The following is a 15033-nucleotide window of genomic DNA, read 5'->3' on the forward strand; positions in this document are numbered from 1 at the left end:
GCACTATTGTGCATCTAACGGTAAACCAAAACGAGCTCAAGGGTGGCCCATGGCCGGGGAAGATCGGCGCCTCGCAGGCGGCGCGACATTCATCGATTTCCAGACCGAACCGTCCCGCTACCGGCACTGGAAGCTCGCGGTCGAGGGTGACGTCGCGACGCTGACCATGGACGTTGACGAGAATGGCGGCCTGTTCGAGGGCTATCTGCTCAAGCTCAACTCCTACGATCTCGGCGTCGACATCGAGCTGGCGGATGCGGTCCAGCGCCTGCGCTTCGAGCACCCCGAGGTGAAGGTCGTGGTGATGCGCTCGGCCAAGAACCGGGTGTTCTGCGCCGGCGCCAACATCCGCATGCTCGCGGGCTCCACCCATGCCCACAAGGTGAACTTCTGCAAGTTCACCAACGAGACCCGCAACGGCATGGAGGATTCGTCCGAGAATTCCGGCCAGCGCTTCATCACCGTGGTGAACGGCTCGGCCGCCGGCGGCGGTTATGAGCTGGCGCTTGCGACCGACCATATCATCCTCGCCGACGATGGCGCTTCCTCGGTGGCGCTGCCCGAAGTGCCGCTGCTCGCGGTGCTGCCGGGCACCGGTGGCCTCACCCGCGTGGTCGACAAGCGCAAGGTGCGCCGCGACCATGCTGACTTTTTCTGCACCATCGAGGAGGGCGTGAAGGGCAAGCGCGCCGTGCAATGGCGCCTCGTCGACGAGATCGCGCCGAACTCGAAGCTCGAAGGCAAGATCGCCGAGCGTGCCAAGGAGTTCGCTGCGGCCTCGAAGCGCAAGGGCAGCGGCAAGGGCATCGCGCTGACACAGCTCAAGCGCGTCATCGACGCGACCAGCATCCGCTACGGCTTCGTCACCGTCGATATCGACCGCACGGCCCGCATCGCCACCATCTCCATCAAGGCGCCGGAGGCCGCAGCACCCGCCGACATCGACGGCATGATGGCGCAAGGCGCGTCGTTCTGGCCGCTCCAGGTCGCGCGTGAGCTCGACGACGCCATCCTGCACTTGCGCATCAACGAGCTCGAGATCGCCATGCTGGTGTTCAAGAGCCATGGCGACCGCGCTCATGTGCTCGCGCACGACGCGTTCCTCGAAGCCAACAAGGCGCACTGGCTGGTCAACGAAATCCGCCATTACTGGAAGCGCGTGCTCAAGCGCATCGACGTCACCTCGCGCACGCTGGTGACGCTGGTCGAGCCCGGCTCCTGCTTTGCCGGCACCTTGGCCGAACTCGTCTTCGCCGCCGACCGCTCCTACATGCTGATCGGCACGCGCCAGGGCGACAACCGTCCGCCGCCGTCGATCGAGCTCTCCGCCATGAATTTCGGTCCGTATCCGATGAGCCACGGCCTGACGCGGCTGGAGTCGCGCTTCCAGGCTGATCCGTCGGATGTGGAGCGCGCCGAAGCCACGATGGGCACCGCGCTCGATGCCGAGCAGGCCGAGGAGCTCGGCCTCGTCACCTTCGCGCTCGACGACATCGACTGGGACGACGAGGTCCGCGTGTTCCTGGAGGAGCGCGCCAGCTTCTCGCCGGACAGCCTCACCGGCATGGAAGCCAGCCTGCGCTTCGTCGGCCCGGAGACGATGGAATCGAAAATCTTCTCGCGCCTGACCGCGTGGCAGAACTGGATCTTCCAGCGCCCGAACGCCGTCGGCGAGGAAGGCGCGCTGCGCCGCTACGGCAGCGGGCAGAAGCCGAAATTCGATATGACGCGGGTGTAACGACTTTCGTGTCCCGGGCGCGCTGCGGCACGAAGTGACGCTGCGCAGAACCGGGACCCAGACGGACGAGACAATGGGTCCCGGCTCAGCAGCGCACCGCTTCGCGTTGCGCAGCGTCCGGGACAAGAAACAAGGAGCACGGCCATGAACATCATGAACGTCGACTACTCGACCAAGATTCCGAACAACGTCAATCTCGCCGAAGATCGCCAAGTGCTCAAAGCGCTCGAGGGCTGGCATCCCGGCTACATGGACTGGTGGAGCGACATGGGGCCGGAAGGTTTCCAGGAGTCGCTGGTGTATTTGCGCACCGCCTATTCGGTCGATCCGCGCGGCTGGGCCAAGTTCGACTATGTCCGCATGCCCGACTATCGCTGGGGCATTCTCCTCGCGCCGCAGGAGGAAAATCGCGTCGTGCCGTTCGGCGAGCACTACGGCGAGCCGGCCTGGCAGGAAGTCCCGGGCGAGCATCGCGCCATGCTGCGCCGTCTGATCGTGATCCAGGGCGACACCGAGCCGGCCTCGGTCGAGCAGCAGCGTCATCTCGGCAAGACCGCGCCCTCGCTCTACGACATGCGCAACCTGTTCCAGGTCAATGTCGAGGAAGGCCGCCACCTCTGGGCGATGGTCTATCTGCTGCAGAAATATTTCGGCCGCGACGGCCGTGAGGAAGCAGATGATTTGCTGCGCCGCCGCTCCGGCGATGCTGATGCCCCGCGCATGCTGGGCGCCTTCAACGAGGCGACGCCGGACTGGCTGTCCTTCTTCATGTTCACCTATTTCACCGACCGCGACGGCAAGATGCAGCTGCACTCGCTCGCGCAGTCCGGCTTCGATCCGCTGTCGCGCACCTGCCGCTTCATGCTCACGGAAGAAGCGCACCACATGTTCGTCGGCGAGACCGGCATCACCCGCGTCGTGCAGCGCACCTGCGATGCGATGCGCGAGGCCGGCGTCACCGATCCCACCGACATCGCGAAAGTCCGCGCGCTCGGGGTGATCGATCTTCCGACCATCCAGAAGAAGCTGAACCTGCACTATACGCTGTCGCTCGATCTGTTTGGCTCGGAGGTCTCGACCAACGCAGCCAACGCCTTCAACGCCGGCATCAAGGGCCGCTATCACGAGACCCAGATCGAGGACGATCACCAGCTCAAGAACGCCACCTATCCCGTGCTGAAGTTCATCAACGGCGAGATCAAGCTGGTCGACGAGCCGGCGCTGACCGCGCTCAACATGCGCCTGCGCGACGATTACAGCCAGGATTGCGTCAAGGGCATGCTGCGCTGGAACAAGGTGATCTCGACCGCGGGCTACGACTTCAAGCTGACCTTGCCCAACGTCGCCTTCCACCGCCACATCGGCGAGTTCAAGGACGTGCGAGCGACGCCCGACGGTCTGTTGATCGACGACGCCACCTGGGCCAAGCGCAAGGACGAGTGGCTGCCCTCGACGGCCGACGGCGACTTCATCACCTCCCTGATGCAGCCCGTCACCGAGAGCGGCAAGTTCGCCTCGTGGATTTCGCCGCCGAAGGTCGGCATCGACAACAAGCCCGGCGATTTCGAATACGTGAAGATCGAGTCGTAGGCGCGGCCTCATCCTCAACTGTCGTCCCTGACCTGCACAAACGCCCGGCAACGCATAGCGTTGCCGGGCGTTTGTGCAGGTCAGGGACCCATAACCACAGGGAGAGGTCGTAGCGCGAGCAGGCAACCACGAGTCTTCGCCAAACTCCTCCCTGTGGTTATGGATCCCGGATCTGCTCTCGCTTTGCTCGCTTGTCCGGGACGACACTAAATATGGGGTGAGGGCGTCGCATCTATCAGCTAGCGCAATCGCTCGCTTAGTCCCCCCGGTTCTGCTACCCCGCGATCTCCAGCCCGGCATTCGCATACACCACGCCGCCATCGACGGCGATGGTGTTACCGACCACGTAGTCACCCGCGCGCGAGGCGAGATAGATCGCCAGCCCCGCCATGTCCTCGTCGGTCCCGATCCGACGCGCCGGAATGCGCTTTGCGACTTCTTCCGAATGGTCGCGCGCGGCCCGGTTCATGTCGGATTTGAACGCGCCCGGCGCGATCGCGGTGACGTTGATGTTGTCCTTGATCAATTTCGTCGCCATGCGCCGGGTCAGGTGGATCACGGCGGCCTTGCTGGCGGCGTAGGAATAGGTCTCGCTCGGATTGACGAAGATGCCGTCGACAGAGGCGATGTTGATCACCTTGGCCGGACGTTCCGGACTTGCAGCCGCGCGCAGTGGCTTGGCCAGCGCCTTGGTCAGGAAGAACAGCGACTTGACGTTGAGGTCCATCACCTTGTCCCAGCCGCTTTCGGGGAATTCGTCAAACTCCGCGCCCCAGGCAGCACCCGCATTGTTGACGAGGATGTCGAGCTTCGGCTCCAGCTTGATGATTTCGCCGGCGAGCCTGTCGCAGCCTTCGACAGTCGAGATGTCGATCGGTAGCGCGATGCACTCGCCGTCATATTGCGCGGTGAGCTCCTTGGCGGTGGCCTCACACGGCCCCGCCTTGCGCGCGGTGATGTAGACCTTCGCAGCGCCGGCGCTGAGATATCCCGCCGCGATCATCTTGCCGATGCCGCGCGAGCCGCCGGTCACCAGCGCGACGCGGCCTTTGAGCGAGAACAGATCGTTGAACATGATGCCTCCCTGGGTTGGCAATGTTTTGGGCGGGGAGGGAAGGGGAGTCAAGGAAGGCCGCGCGTGGAGGAGATGGGAGTGTGGCGCGACGGCGGTCCAACCTACTCGGTGTCGTCCCGGACAAGCGTAAGCGCAGATCCGGGATCCATAACCACAGGGAGATGTTTGGCGAAGATTGGTTGTTCGGTACGTCTACCAACCGCAATCGATGGATCATGCGGTATGGGTCCCGGATCGGCGCGCGCTTTGGGCGCGCTTGTCCGGGACGACAGCGGAGATTGCAGCGGCTACGCCGCCGCGATCCGGCGGAAACCGTTCCACATCGCGGTCGCGGCGCCAGAGGTCAGCACCGGCAGGATTCGCGCGTCCTGGTAGTTGCCGTTGAGCGAGACGCGCGGCAGCGCCGTCATGTGGGCGGCATTGTCGGCGAACAGCATGCCGGGCCGCGTCGTTACCGCGGTCTTGAAACCCGCCGTTGCAGCAAGGCCGAATTCGCGCATCCCTGCGGCCTCGCGGTCGCCATAGGGATAGGCGAGATGCAGCACGGGCCGCTGCAGCGCCTGCTCGATCCGTGCGCGGCTCGTGGCGATCTCCTGCGCGGCGACGTCTTCGGCCAGCTTGGCGAGGTTGCAATGGCTGACGCTATGCGCGCCGATCGTGACCAGCGGATCGGCGGCAAAGCTCTTCACCTCGGCCCAGGACAGGCAGAGGCTGCGGCACAGCGCTTCCATGTCGACGTCGTATGTCGTGCAGAGCGCCTCGATCTCTCGCGCCAGATCGTGCTCGCCCGGTAGTGCGCGCAGCCAGTCGTGCAGGCGGTCGAACGTTGCCTGCTTGGCCGCGGGGGTCGTCGCATCGAGCCGCAGCGCGGAATTGCCTACTCTGACGTCGACCTGCTCGGTCTTGGCGATCACGGCCTCCAGCGCCGCCCACCACAGCCGTCCAGTGCCCTCGGCAAAATCGCTCGCGACATAGACCGCCAGAGGCGCGTCAAATTCGCGCAGCACGGGCAGCGCATAGTCCAGATTATCGCGATAGCCGTCATCGAGGGTGAAGGCGGCGAAGCGGCGGTCGAACCGGCCCTGCACCAGCCGCTCATGCAGCTCGTCCATGCTGACGATGTCGATGTCGCGCGAGCGCAGATGGCACAGCGTCGCGCGCAGGAATTCGGGGGTGACTTCGAGATGCCGGTTCGGCTGGAACGCGGCCTCGCGGGCCGGTCGCACGTGGTGCAGCATGAAAATGGCGCCGACGCCCGACAAAAGCGGGCGCAGCAGGTGGTGCGCCCCGCTGAAATAGAGTGCTCCCAGCCCGGCGCGGATGACGTTGTTACGCAGTTGTTTCATGACCCGCTGGCGGACTCTGGCATTCCGCTTTCAACTTACGGAAGAACCCTTGAAGAAAAAGTTATTCCGATTGTCCAGGTGGGGCCTTCGCAAGGGCACCATTTCCGGTTTGACAGCCTGCCAAGGGTTTGTTTTGTCTCCGGTTCCAGAGTTCGGGTCGTCGAATGAAGAAGCTTTTTACGTGGGCCAGCAAATGGTGGCCGGGGCTGATCCCCTTGGCCGTCATGTGGGGTTTTGCGGCCTGGAATAATACCTTACCGGTCGAAGCCGACCTGTCGGCGCGCAGCTCGGCTGCGCTGAAAGATACCGTTCTGGACAAGACCCGGATCGCGGTCGATGGCCGCGATGTCAGCCTGGCCGCGGACGCCTTCTCCGAGGAGGGGCGGCGGGATGCCGTGATGGCGGTCGAGACCGTCCCCGGCGTCCGCCTGGTCGACGACCGGACCCGCCTTGTTCCCGAGGCCAAGCCCTTCGTCTGGAACGCCGAGCGCGACGTGGTGCGGGTGACGCTGTCAGGCTCCGCGCCCTTGCCGTCGATGAAGGGCCGGCTGACCGAGGCGGCCCGCAAGGAGGTCGGCGGCGTCGAAGTGGCCGACCAGATGGGGCTGGCGCGCGGTGCGCCGCCGCGGTTCGAGGCCGCAGCGACGCTGTTGCTGGACCAGATCGGCAAGCTGAAGGACGGCAAGATCACGATCACGGACACCAAGGTCAATCTGTCGGGCATGGCGCGCGATCTCGGTGGCCGCGAGGCGATCGTGGCCGCGCTGAAGAACCTGCCCGAGGGCTTTTCGATTGCCGCCAACGACGTCAAGGCGCCGCCCTATATCTTCCAGGCCTACAAGGATCCGGTCGCCGCGACCGTGACGCTGACCGGCTATGTTCCCGACAACACCATCCACGCGGCGATCGCCACCAGCGCCGCGCGAAAATTCTTCACCGAAAAGGTCGTCGACAATCTCAAGGCCAGCATCGGCGCGCCCGGCTCCTTCAACACCGCGGTGATCGCAGCGCTCGGCGCACTGTCGCGACTGTCGACCGGCACGCTCGTCGTCTCCGACCGCGAGGTGAAGCTGTCGGGCGATGCGCTCTACGAGGGCGCGGCCAACGACATCCGCGCAGGTCTCGGCAAGGACTTCCCGAAAAACTGGCAGTACAAGCCGGAGATCACCGTGAAGCCGGCGGCAGGCCCGGTCGACGGCACCGTGTGCCAGCAATTGTTCTCCGAGCTCCTGGCCAAGGGCAAGATCCGCTTCGCAGCAAAGCGGGCCGACATCGATCCGGATTCCGCCGCCATCCTCGATCATCTGATCGAGACGGCGCTGCGCTGCCCGACCACCAATGTCGAGGTCGCCGGGCATACCGATGCCGACGGCGAGGACGGCTTCAACCGCGCTCTCTCCGAGAAGCGCGCACAGGCGGTGATCGACTATCTGGTCAAGGCCGGCCTGCCCGCCAGCCGCTTCACCGCGGTCGGCCATGGCAGCACGCAGCCGCTCGCCGGCAACGACACCGACGAAGGCAAGGCGCAGAACCGCCGTATCGAATTCCTGGTGAGGTGACGATGCCCTATCTCGTCTCGTTCCATCTGGGCTGGCTGATCGGCTCGCTGCTGCTGGGCTTTTGCATGGGGTGGATCTCGGTGGTCCAGCGCGGCAACGGCACCTCGAAGGTGACGGCGCGCTGGCTCGCCGCGCTTGCTGCCGCCCTGGTCGCGGCCTCGTTCGCACGCGTCGTCCCCGGCCGCTTCGGCTACTGGCTCGACCTCGGCCTGATCATGTTCGCCTGCTATCTGGTCGGCTGCACCATCGGCGCCTGGCTGCGCGACCGCGTGGTCTCGCGCAGCATGCGGACCGGCTGAAGCTCCGCCGCCAGCCCCCTTTCTGTTCGGACACGTCGTCGAGAGAGACGTCAAACGCTGCGCTTGACATTAATACGTACGTACGTATTATTCCTCCATGCCCAAACCCTCACTCAAAGACGCCATCCTCGACGCCGGTCTCAAGGTCATGTTCCGGACCGGCTATCACGGCACCAGCGTGCGCGATGTCACCACTGCGGCAGGCGCCCCGCAGGGGTCCTTCACCAATCATTTTCGCTCCAAGGAAGCGTTCGCCTCCGAGGTGCTCGATCGCTATTTCGAGATCACGAAGGGATTGGTCGCGGAGGCTCTTGAAGACGCCTCGCTGACCCCGCGGGCGCGGCTCAAACGCTATCTCGACATCATCACCGGACGGCTCGAAGCCGACGGCTACGGACGCGGCTGCCTGATCGGCGATCTCAGCCTGGAAGCGGCCGGCAGCAGCGAGATGCTGCGCACCCGCCTTGCCGAAATCTTTGCCGAATGGCGCATGCCCTTCGCTGCCTGCATCAGCGAGGCGCAGAGAAGCGGCGAGATCGATTCCGAATTCGAGCCGGAGGAGCTTGCCGACTTTCTGCTCGCGTCCTGGCAGGGCGCGATCCTGCGCATGAAGGTCGACCGCACGTCCAAGCCGCTCGAGCGTTTCAAGTCCATCGCATTCAAGACCGTCTTCAAGGAGCCGACATGAGCCAGCAAGCCGAGATCCAGATCCGAAGCGCTTCCGTGCTGGGAAGCACGATGGCGTATCGCGACACAGGTGCGCAGGATGCGCCGGTCGCGCTCTTCCTTCACGGTAATCCGACGTCGTCGCATATCTGGCGAAACATCCTGCCGCTGGTGGCGCCTGTGGCGCGCTGCATCGCGCCCGATCTCATCGGCTTCGGCCGGTCCGGCAAGCCCGACATCGCCTACCGCTTCTTCGACCACGTCCGCTATCTCGACGCGCTGATCGAGGAACTCGGCATCAGCTCAGCCTATCTCGTTGCGCAGGATTGGGGCACGGCGCTCGCATTTCATCTCGCGGCGCGCCGGCCGGCCTTCGTGCGCGGCCTCGCCTTCATGGAGTTCATCCGGCCGATGCCGACCTGGGAGGATTTCCACCAGGCCGAAACTGCGCGCCAGACTTTCCGCAAGTTCAGGACGCAAGGCGACGGAGAGGCCATGATCCTGGAGGCGAACGCCTTCGTCGAACGCGTGCTGCCGGGCGGTATCATGCGCACCTTGAGCGACGACGAGATGGCGCCTTATCGCGCGCCCTTTCCGACCCCGGACAGCCGCCGTCCCGTGCTTGCCTTGCCTCGGGAATTGCCAATCGCCGGCGAGCCCGCCGACGTCTATGAAGCGCTTCGATCGGCTCATGCGTCGCTCAAGGCGTCCGCATATCCGAAGCTGCTGTTCGCAGGCGAGCCGGGCGCCATCGTCGCCCCCGAATTTGCCGAGACGTTCGCTGCCTCGCTGAAGCACTGCGCGCTTGTCCGCCTCGGGCCCGGCCTGCACTATCTCCAGGAAGACCACCCCGACGCGATCGGTCGTTCCGTTGCCGGCTGGATCGCCGGCATTGAAGCGGTGCGTCCCCAGCTTGCGGCCTGAAGGAGGACGAGATTGTCCGACGTAACCATCATCTATTGCCGGCCGTGCGGCTACGAGAAGCGTGCCAAAGAGGCGGCCGTGGCGCTGCGCCGGCAGCTAGGGCTGGAATCCGATCTCGTCCCCGGCAAGGGTGGCGTCTTCCAGGTCAAGCTCGGTGACCGGATCGTCGCCAGCCGCAGCAAAGGACATTTTCCTGACGGCGACGAAATCGTCGCTGCCGTCACCGCCGCGCGGGACTGAACCGGGGAGGGTCTTCGCGATGTCGATTGTCTGGGCCGACGATCTCGCCGGGATCGACTGGGATGAGCTATCCGAACTCTATCGCATCGCGCCGCTCGGCAACAAGGCGCCGGCCGATCTCGCGCTGGTGTTCGGCAACAGCATGTTTCGCGCCTTCGCCAATGAGGATGGTCGCATCGTGGGGGCGGGACGCGTCCTGGCCGACGGCCGCGACTGCGCCTATCTCTGTGACATCGCGGTGCACCCGGACCGCCAGGGGCGAGGTCTCGGCCGCGACATTATCGAGCGTTTGCTTGTGCGTTGCCGCGGCCATCGCAAGGTCATCCTCTACGCCGTCCCGGGCAAGGAAGGATTTTACGAACGCCTGGGCTTCAGGCGGATGACCACGGCCATGGCGATCTTCGAAGACCAGGCCGGAGCCTATGGTCGCGGCTATTTGACCGCGCCTTGAGGCCGCGCCCGGGGCCCGCGACCTTCCGGCGCATCGGACACCCCGTGAACGACGCCGGGATTGCCCCCTCTTTCAACGGGCCGGCGCGGTCCATAGATTGACGCGGTCCATAGATTGACGTCGGCTTAAGGCGTGCAGGAACATTGTGCGGCCGAAATCATCAAAACTTCATGGCGCCTGCGCAGGATCGCCATGGAGATTCGCCTCAAGTCCTGCCGCCGAAGGCGCCAAACCGTGCATCAGGAGCCCGCAACCCTGCCTAAAATATTGAATGCACGTGTTTTTGTTCGAATTGGCGAATTCCACTCCGCCCCAAAACGCGCTAGTGGAGGGCAGGGGGGCATGCGCGATACCGGAGCCGGCGGCGAGGGTTCGTTGAGTGCCTGTGCGTCGTCCGCCTGTTCGCCGGCCACCCTGGCCGCTGAAGCGTTGTTCGAGGTCTAGATGCTGGAAGCCATACGCAGGGCGATGTCGTTTCTGCGCCAGAAGCAAGTCCTGCATAAGCTTGGCGTTGTGATCAGCGTCGCGGTCATCGGCATCGCTTGCTATGTGCTCTACCACATGCTGCGAGGCATCGATTTCAACGAAGTCCTCGAAGCGATCAAGAGCACCGAGCCGACCCAGATCGCGATGGCGGCGCTGTTCGTCACCGCGGGCTATTTCACCCTGACCTTCTACGACCTGTTCGCCGTGCGCGCGATCGGCCATGCCCATGTGCCCTATCGCATCAACGCGCTCGCGGCCTTCACCAGCTATTCGATCGGCCACAATGTCGGGGCATCCGTCTTCACCGGCGGTGCGGTGCGCTATCGCATCTATTCGGCCTACGGGCTGAACGCGATCGACGTCGCGAAGATCTGCTTCCTCGCCGGCCTGACCTTCTGGCTCGGCAATGCCGCCGTGCTCGGCCTCGGCATCTCCTATCATCCGGAGGCAGCCGCCTCGATCGACCAGCTGCCGCCCTGGCTGAACCGGGCGCTGGCGCTGATGATCATCGTCGGGCTGGTCGGCTATGTGGTCTGGGTCTGGACCCAGCCGCGCGTGGTCGGCCGCGGGCCCTGGACCGTGGTGCTGCCGGGCGGCCCGCTGACGCTGCTGCAGATCGCGATCGGCATCGTCGATCTCGGTTTCTGCGCGCTCGCGATGTATGTGCTGGTCCCCGACGAGCCCAATCTCGGCTTCGTGGTGGTCGCGGTGATCTTCGTCTCGGCCACCCTGCTCGGCTTCGCCAGCCACTCGCCCGGCGGGCTCGGGGTGTTCGACGCCGCCATGCTGGTCGGTCTCTGGCAGATGGATCGCGAGGAACTTCTGGGCGGCATGCTGCTGTTCCGCGTCCTCTATTATCTGTCGCCCTTCGTCATATCTGTAATCTTGCTGACGTTTCGCGAAGTTATCATCGGCGCACGATCGAAGCGCTTGCAGCAGGCGGCGCTCAAGCTCGACCCCGGCCCGGCGCGTGAAGCCGCTTATGTGAGAGAGCGCAGCGACAGCGGTGCCTGACGGCGCCAAGCCTTATTTGGACAGGCCTTCAGACAAGCCCCAGGAGAAGTCCGCCCCGATGGCGATCGACGCCCCATCTTCTCCCTCCGCGCAGCCCTGGTCCGACCGGCTGCGGCATTCGACCGTGATCCTGATCGCCGCGGCGCTGGCGCTGTCCGTCGTCGTCTCGCTCGGCGAATTGTCGGCGCTGCACGCCGCCATCGTGTTCCTCTGTATCGCGGCGGCCGCGCTGATCCCGTGGCGGCTGCACGATCCCGCCGCGTCGCGCGACGACGTCAGGCGCATCAACCCGGTCGAGAGCGCGGCGGTGGCCGCCGTCGTCGCCGGCATGCCGGATCCGGCGGTGCTGCTCGACCGCGCCGGCCGCGTCATCCACCTCAATGCCGCCGCCGCCCAGCTCGCGCCGGCGCTGCGCCGGAACGAGCTCGCCCAGTTCGCGCTGCGCTCGCCGGAGATCATCACGGCGCTGCGCGAAGCGATCGCGACCACCGAGCCGCGGCGCGCGACCTATCTCGACCACGTCCCGGTCGATCGCTGGATGGAGCTCATGATCACGCCGGTGCCGGTGCCGACCAGCTTCGGCGGCGCCGACAAATGCATGCTAATGACCTTCCACGACCAGACGCCGCTGCGCCGGGTCGAGGAGATGCGCGCCGACTTCGTCGCCAATGCCAGCCACGAGCTGCGCACGCCGCTGGCCGCGCTGTCGGGCTTCATCGACACGCTGCAGGGCCAGGCCAAGGACGATCCCAAGGCGCGCGAGCGCTTCCTCGGCATCATGCACAACCAGGCCACCCGCATGGCGCGCCTGATCGACGATCTGTTGTCGCTGTCGCGGGTCGAGCTGTCGGCCCATGTCCGGCCCGACACCCTGGTCGATTTGCTGCCGATCATCCGCCAGGTCGCCGACGGGCTCGAGCCGCTGGCGCGCGAGCGCCAGGTCGAGGTCGAGATCCATCTGCCGGATAGTCCGGTGATGATCGCGGGCGACCGCGAGGAGCTGCTCCGCCTGTTCGAGAATTTGATCGAGAACGCGCTCAAATACGGTGCCTCCGGCGGACGCGTCATCGTGTCGCTGACCTCAGCCGCAGCCACTGATGGAACTCAGGAAATCCGGATCATGGTCCGCGATTTCGGCCCCGGCATCGCGCCCGAGCACCTGCCGCGGCTGACCGAGAGGTTCTACCGGGTCGACGTCGGCGACAGCCGCTCGCAGGGTGGCACCGGGCTCGGATTATCGCTGGTGAAACATATTCTTAACCGCCATCGCGGCCGGCTTTTGATCGAAAGTGTGCCCCGGCAGGGCGCCACTTTCACCGCCTGTTTTCCCCAGGCCAAGACTTTAGTTTAGATCTAGAACCCAAGCGATTTCAATCGCTTGAGGGCGTCATCCGACTGTCACGAAACCTTCGTAAAAGCACAGCCGACCGCTCCTAAAGGGGCGGCGCGGGGAGCGCGATCGGGCGCTGATGGCGCTTCGCTCCCCTGTATGGAGACCAGCATGAATTTCCTCAAGACGATCGTCGCTGCCGGCTTGGTCGCCGCATCGGCGACAGCGGCCTTTGCTGCCGACATCACCGGCGCCGGCGCGACGTTCCCGTTCCCGATCTATTCCAAATGGGCTGACGCCTACAAGAAAGAGACCGGCAACGGTCTGAACTACCAGTCGATCGGTTCCGGCGGCGGCATCAAGCAGATCCAGGCCAAGACCGTGACCTTCGGCGCCAGCGACGCGCCGCTCAAGGCCGAGCAGCTCGAGAAGGACGGCCTCGTCCAGTGGCCGATGGTGATGGGCGCCATCGTCCCCGTCGTCAACCTCGAGGGCGTGAAGCCCGGCGAGATGGTGTTCGACGGCGAGACGCTCGCCAGCATCTATCTCGGCAAGATCACCAAGTGGGACGACGCCGCGATCAAGAAGCTCAATCCGAACGTGAAGCTGCCCTCGGAAGCCATCACCGTGGTCCGCCGCTCGGACGGTTCGGGCACCACCTTCAACTTCACCAACTATCTCGCCAAGGCCAGCGCGGACTGGAAGAGCAAGGTCGGTGAGGGCACCGCGGTCGAGTGGCCGGTCGGCGTCGGCGCCAAGGGCAACGAAGGCGTGTCGGGCAACATCAGCCAGACCAAGAACTCGATCGGTTACGTCGAGTACGCCTATGCCAAGCAGAACAAGCTGACCTACACCGGTCTCGTCAACAAGGCCGGCAAGCCGGTGCAGCCGACCGTCGAAGCCTTCCAGGCGGCCGCCTCCAACGCCGACTGGGCCAAGGCGCCCGGCTACTACGTCATCCTGACCGACCAGCCCGGCGAGAAGTCCTGGCCGATCACGGCGGCGACCTTCATCCTCATGCACAAGGACGCCACCGACAAGGCGGCCTCGCAGGAAGCCATCAAGTTCTTCCGCTGGGCCTTCAAGAGCGGCGGCAAGGCGGCTGAAGAGCTCGACTACATCCCGATGCCCGAGGGCGTCGTGACCCTGATCGAGAAGACCTGGGCTGCCGAGATCAAGAGCTAAGGTGCTCCTGTCCCGGACGCCGCGCCGGGACCCGCGAGACTTCCGCTCCGGATCGGCGTGCGCCGCGTCCGGAGCGCGAGACCGACAAAAAGACTGACAACAAGCGTATATAACGGGCACAGGGGATCGGCGTGGCAGAGATGGCCGTTCAGAGCGATGTAATCGACGACGCCGGACCGTATGACCGCGCCAAGGCCTTGAGCGCGTTCAAGCTCGGCGACGTCACCTTCTACTGGATCACGCGGCTGTCCGCGATCTCGGTGCTGCTCATCCTCGGCGGCATCATCGTCTCGCTGATCGTCGGCGCGTTCCCGGCGATGAAGGAATACGGCTTCTCCTTCCTGTGGACACAGCGCTGGGCGCCGTCGGCCGATCCGCCCGTGCTCGGCGCGCTCGGACCGATGTACGGCACGCTCGTCACCTCCTTCATCGCGATGCTGATCGCCATTCCCGTCGGTCTCGGCATTGCGATCTTCCTCACCGAGCTCTGCCCGCAATGGCTGCGCCGCCCGATCGGCATGGCGATCGAGCTGCTCGCCGGCATTCCCTCGATCATCTACGGCATGTGGGGCTTCTTCGTGCTGGGCCCGTTCCTGGCCAACACCTTCCAGCCCTTCATGATCAGGATATTCGACGGCGTGCCCGTGCTGGGCGCGATCTTCGCAGGTCCGCCGTCCTATCTCAGCACGTTCAACGCCGCGCTGATCCTCGCCATCATGGTGCTGCCCTTCATCACCTCGATCTCGGTCGACGTGTTCAAGACGGTGCCGCCGGTGCTGAAGGAGGCCGCCTACGGCGTCGGCTGCACCACCTGGGAAGTCGTCCGCAGCGTGGTGATCCCCTACACCCGCGTCGGCATCATCGGCGGCGTCATGCTGGCGCTGGGCCGCGCGCTCGGCGAGACCATGGCGGTGACCTTCATCATCGGCAATTCGTTCCGCATCTCCTCATCGATCTTCGCGCCGGGCACCACGATCTCGGCGGCGATCGCATCCGAATTCGCCGAGAGCGACGGCCTGCACCAGTCCGGCCTGATCCTGCTCGGCCTCTTGCTGTTCGTGCTGACGTTCTTCGTGCTGGCCGCAGCGCGGCTGATGCTGATGCGGCTGGACAAGAAGGCGGGGAAGTAA

General features: G+C 64.9%; 14 protein-coding genes. 12 read left to right on the forward strand and 2 right to left on the reverse strand.

Going from position 1 to position 15033, the window contains the following annotated elements:
* The first annotated feature begins 49 nt into the window (after positions 1–49).
* Together boxC and boxB are read left to right on the forward strand one after the other, a co-directional pair.
* Entirely contained in the window at positions 50–1738 is a 1689-nt protein-coding gene (gene boxC / locus GDN70_RS05425) for a 2,3-epoxybenzoyl-CoA dihydrolase (RefSeq protein ID WP_152102255.1), read from the forward strand.
* Between the two features lie 153 nt (positions 1739–1891).
* A complete protein-coding gene (gene boxB / locus GDN70_RS05430; protein ID WP_028139771.1) occupies positions 1892–3328 on the forward strand; it encodes a benzoyl-CoA 2,3-epoxidase subunit BoxB in 1437 nt (478 codons plus the stop codon).
* 274 nt (positions 3329–3602) lie between these two features.
* Here boxB and GDN70_RS05435 read toward each other — a convergent pair whose 3' ends face one another.
* Positions 3603–4403: an SDR family oxidoreductase gene (locus tag GDN70_RS05435; protein WP_038946902.1), complete on the reverse strand. Its 801-nt coding sequence runs from the start codon at positions 4401–4403 to the stop codon at positions 3603–3605.
* 287 nt (positions 4404–4690) lie between these two features.
* Complete coding sequence (locus GDN70_RS05440; RefSeq protein WP_152102256.1) at positions 4691–5749, reverse strand: polysaccharide deacetylase family protein; 1059 nt, start codon at positions 5747–5749, stop codon at positions 4691–4693.
* 164 nt (positions 5750–5913) lie between these two features.
* Between GDN70_RS05440 and GDN70_RS05445 the strand changes: the two genes are divergently transcribed.
* From GDN70_RS05445 to pstC, 10 genes are all read left to right on the forward strand, one after another.
* Positions 5914–7308 carry an OmpA family protein gene (locus GDN70_RS05445; RefSeq protein WP_028139774.1) on the forward strand — a complete coding sequence of 465 codons (1395 nt, stop codon included), beginning with the start codon at positions 5914–5916 and terminating at the stop codon, positions 7306–7308.
* 2 nt (positions 7309–7310) lie between these two features.
* Positions 7311–7607 (forward strand): hypothetical protein, encoded by a 297-nt coding sequence (locus GDN70_RS05450; RefSeq protein WP_028139775.1) that lies wholly within the window; start codon positions 7311–7313, stop codon positions 7605–7607.
* A 97-nt stretch (positions 7608–7704) separates the two neighbouring features.
* Complete coding sequence (locus GDN70_RS05455; RefSeq protein ID WP_152102257.1) at positions 7705–8295, forward strand: TetR/AcrR family transcriptional regulator; 591 nt, start codon at positions 7705–7707, stop codon at positions 8293–8295.
* Positions 8292–9197, forward strand: a complete 906-nt coding sequence (locus GDN70_RS05460) for a haloalkane dehalogenase (RefSeq protein WP_152102258.1) — start codon at positions 8292–8294, stop codon at positions 9195–9197. Before GDN70_RS05455 ends, GDN70_RS05460 begins: the two co-directional genes overlap by 4 nt.
* A gap of 12 nt (positions 9198–9209) precedes the next feature.
* On the forward strand, positions 9210–9437 hold the full coding sequence (locus GDN70_RS05465; RefSeq protein WP_038946905.1) for an Rdx family protein: 228 nt from the start codon (positions 9210–9212) through the stop codon (positions 9435–9437).
* 19 nt (positions 9438–9456) lie between these two features.
* Positions 9457–9888 (forward strand): GNAT family N-acetyltransferase, encoded by a 432-nt coding sequence (locus GDN70_RS05470; RefSeq protein WP_028139779.1) that lies wholly within the window; start codon positions 9457–9459, stop codon positions 9886–9888.
* A 444-nt stretch (positions 9889–10332) separates the two neighbouring features.
* On the forward strand, positions 10333–11388 hold the full coding sequence (locus GDN70_RS05475; protein WP_028139780.1) for a lysylphosphatidylglycerol synthase domain-containing protein: 1056 nt from the start codon (positions 10333–10335) through the stop codon (positions 11386–11388).
* Between the two features lie 58 nt (positions 11389–11446).
* The gene (locus tag GDN70_RS05480; protein ID WP_152102259.1) at positions 11447–12739 is read left to right on the forward strand and encodes an ATP-binding protein; all 1293 of its coding nucleotides are present in this window, start codon (positions 11447–11449) and stop codon (positions 12737–12739) included.
* A 150-nt stretch (positions 12740–12889) separates the two neighbouring features.
* Positions 12890–13903 carry a phosphate ABC transporter substrate-binding protein PstS gene (pstS, locus tag GDN70_RS05485; RefSeq protein ID WP_028139782.1) on the forward strand — a complete coding sequence of 338 codons (1014 nt, stop codon included), beginning with the start codon at positions 12890–12892 and terminating at the stop codon, positions 13901–13903.
* A 140-nt stretch (positions 13904–14043) separates the two neighbouring features.
* The gene (gene pstC, locus GDN70_RS05490; RefSeq protein WP_026201750.1) at positions 14044–15033 is read left to right on the forward strand and encodes a phosphate ABC transporter permease subunit PstC; all 990 of its coding nucleotides are present in this window, start codon (positions 14044–14046) and stop codon (positions 15031–15033) included.

Source organism: Bradyrhizobium sp. TM102, assembly GCF_009176685.1.
Lineage (GTDB): Bacteria > Pseudomonadota > Alphaproteobacteria > Rhizobiales > Xanthobacteraceae > Bradyrhizobium > Bradyrhizobium ottawaense.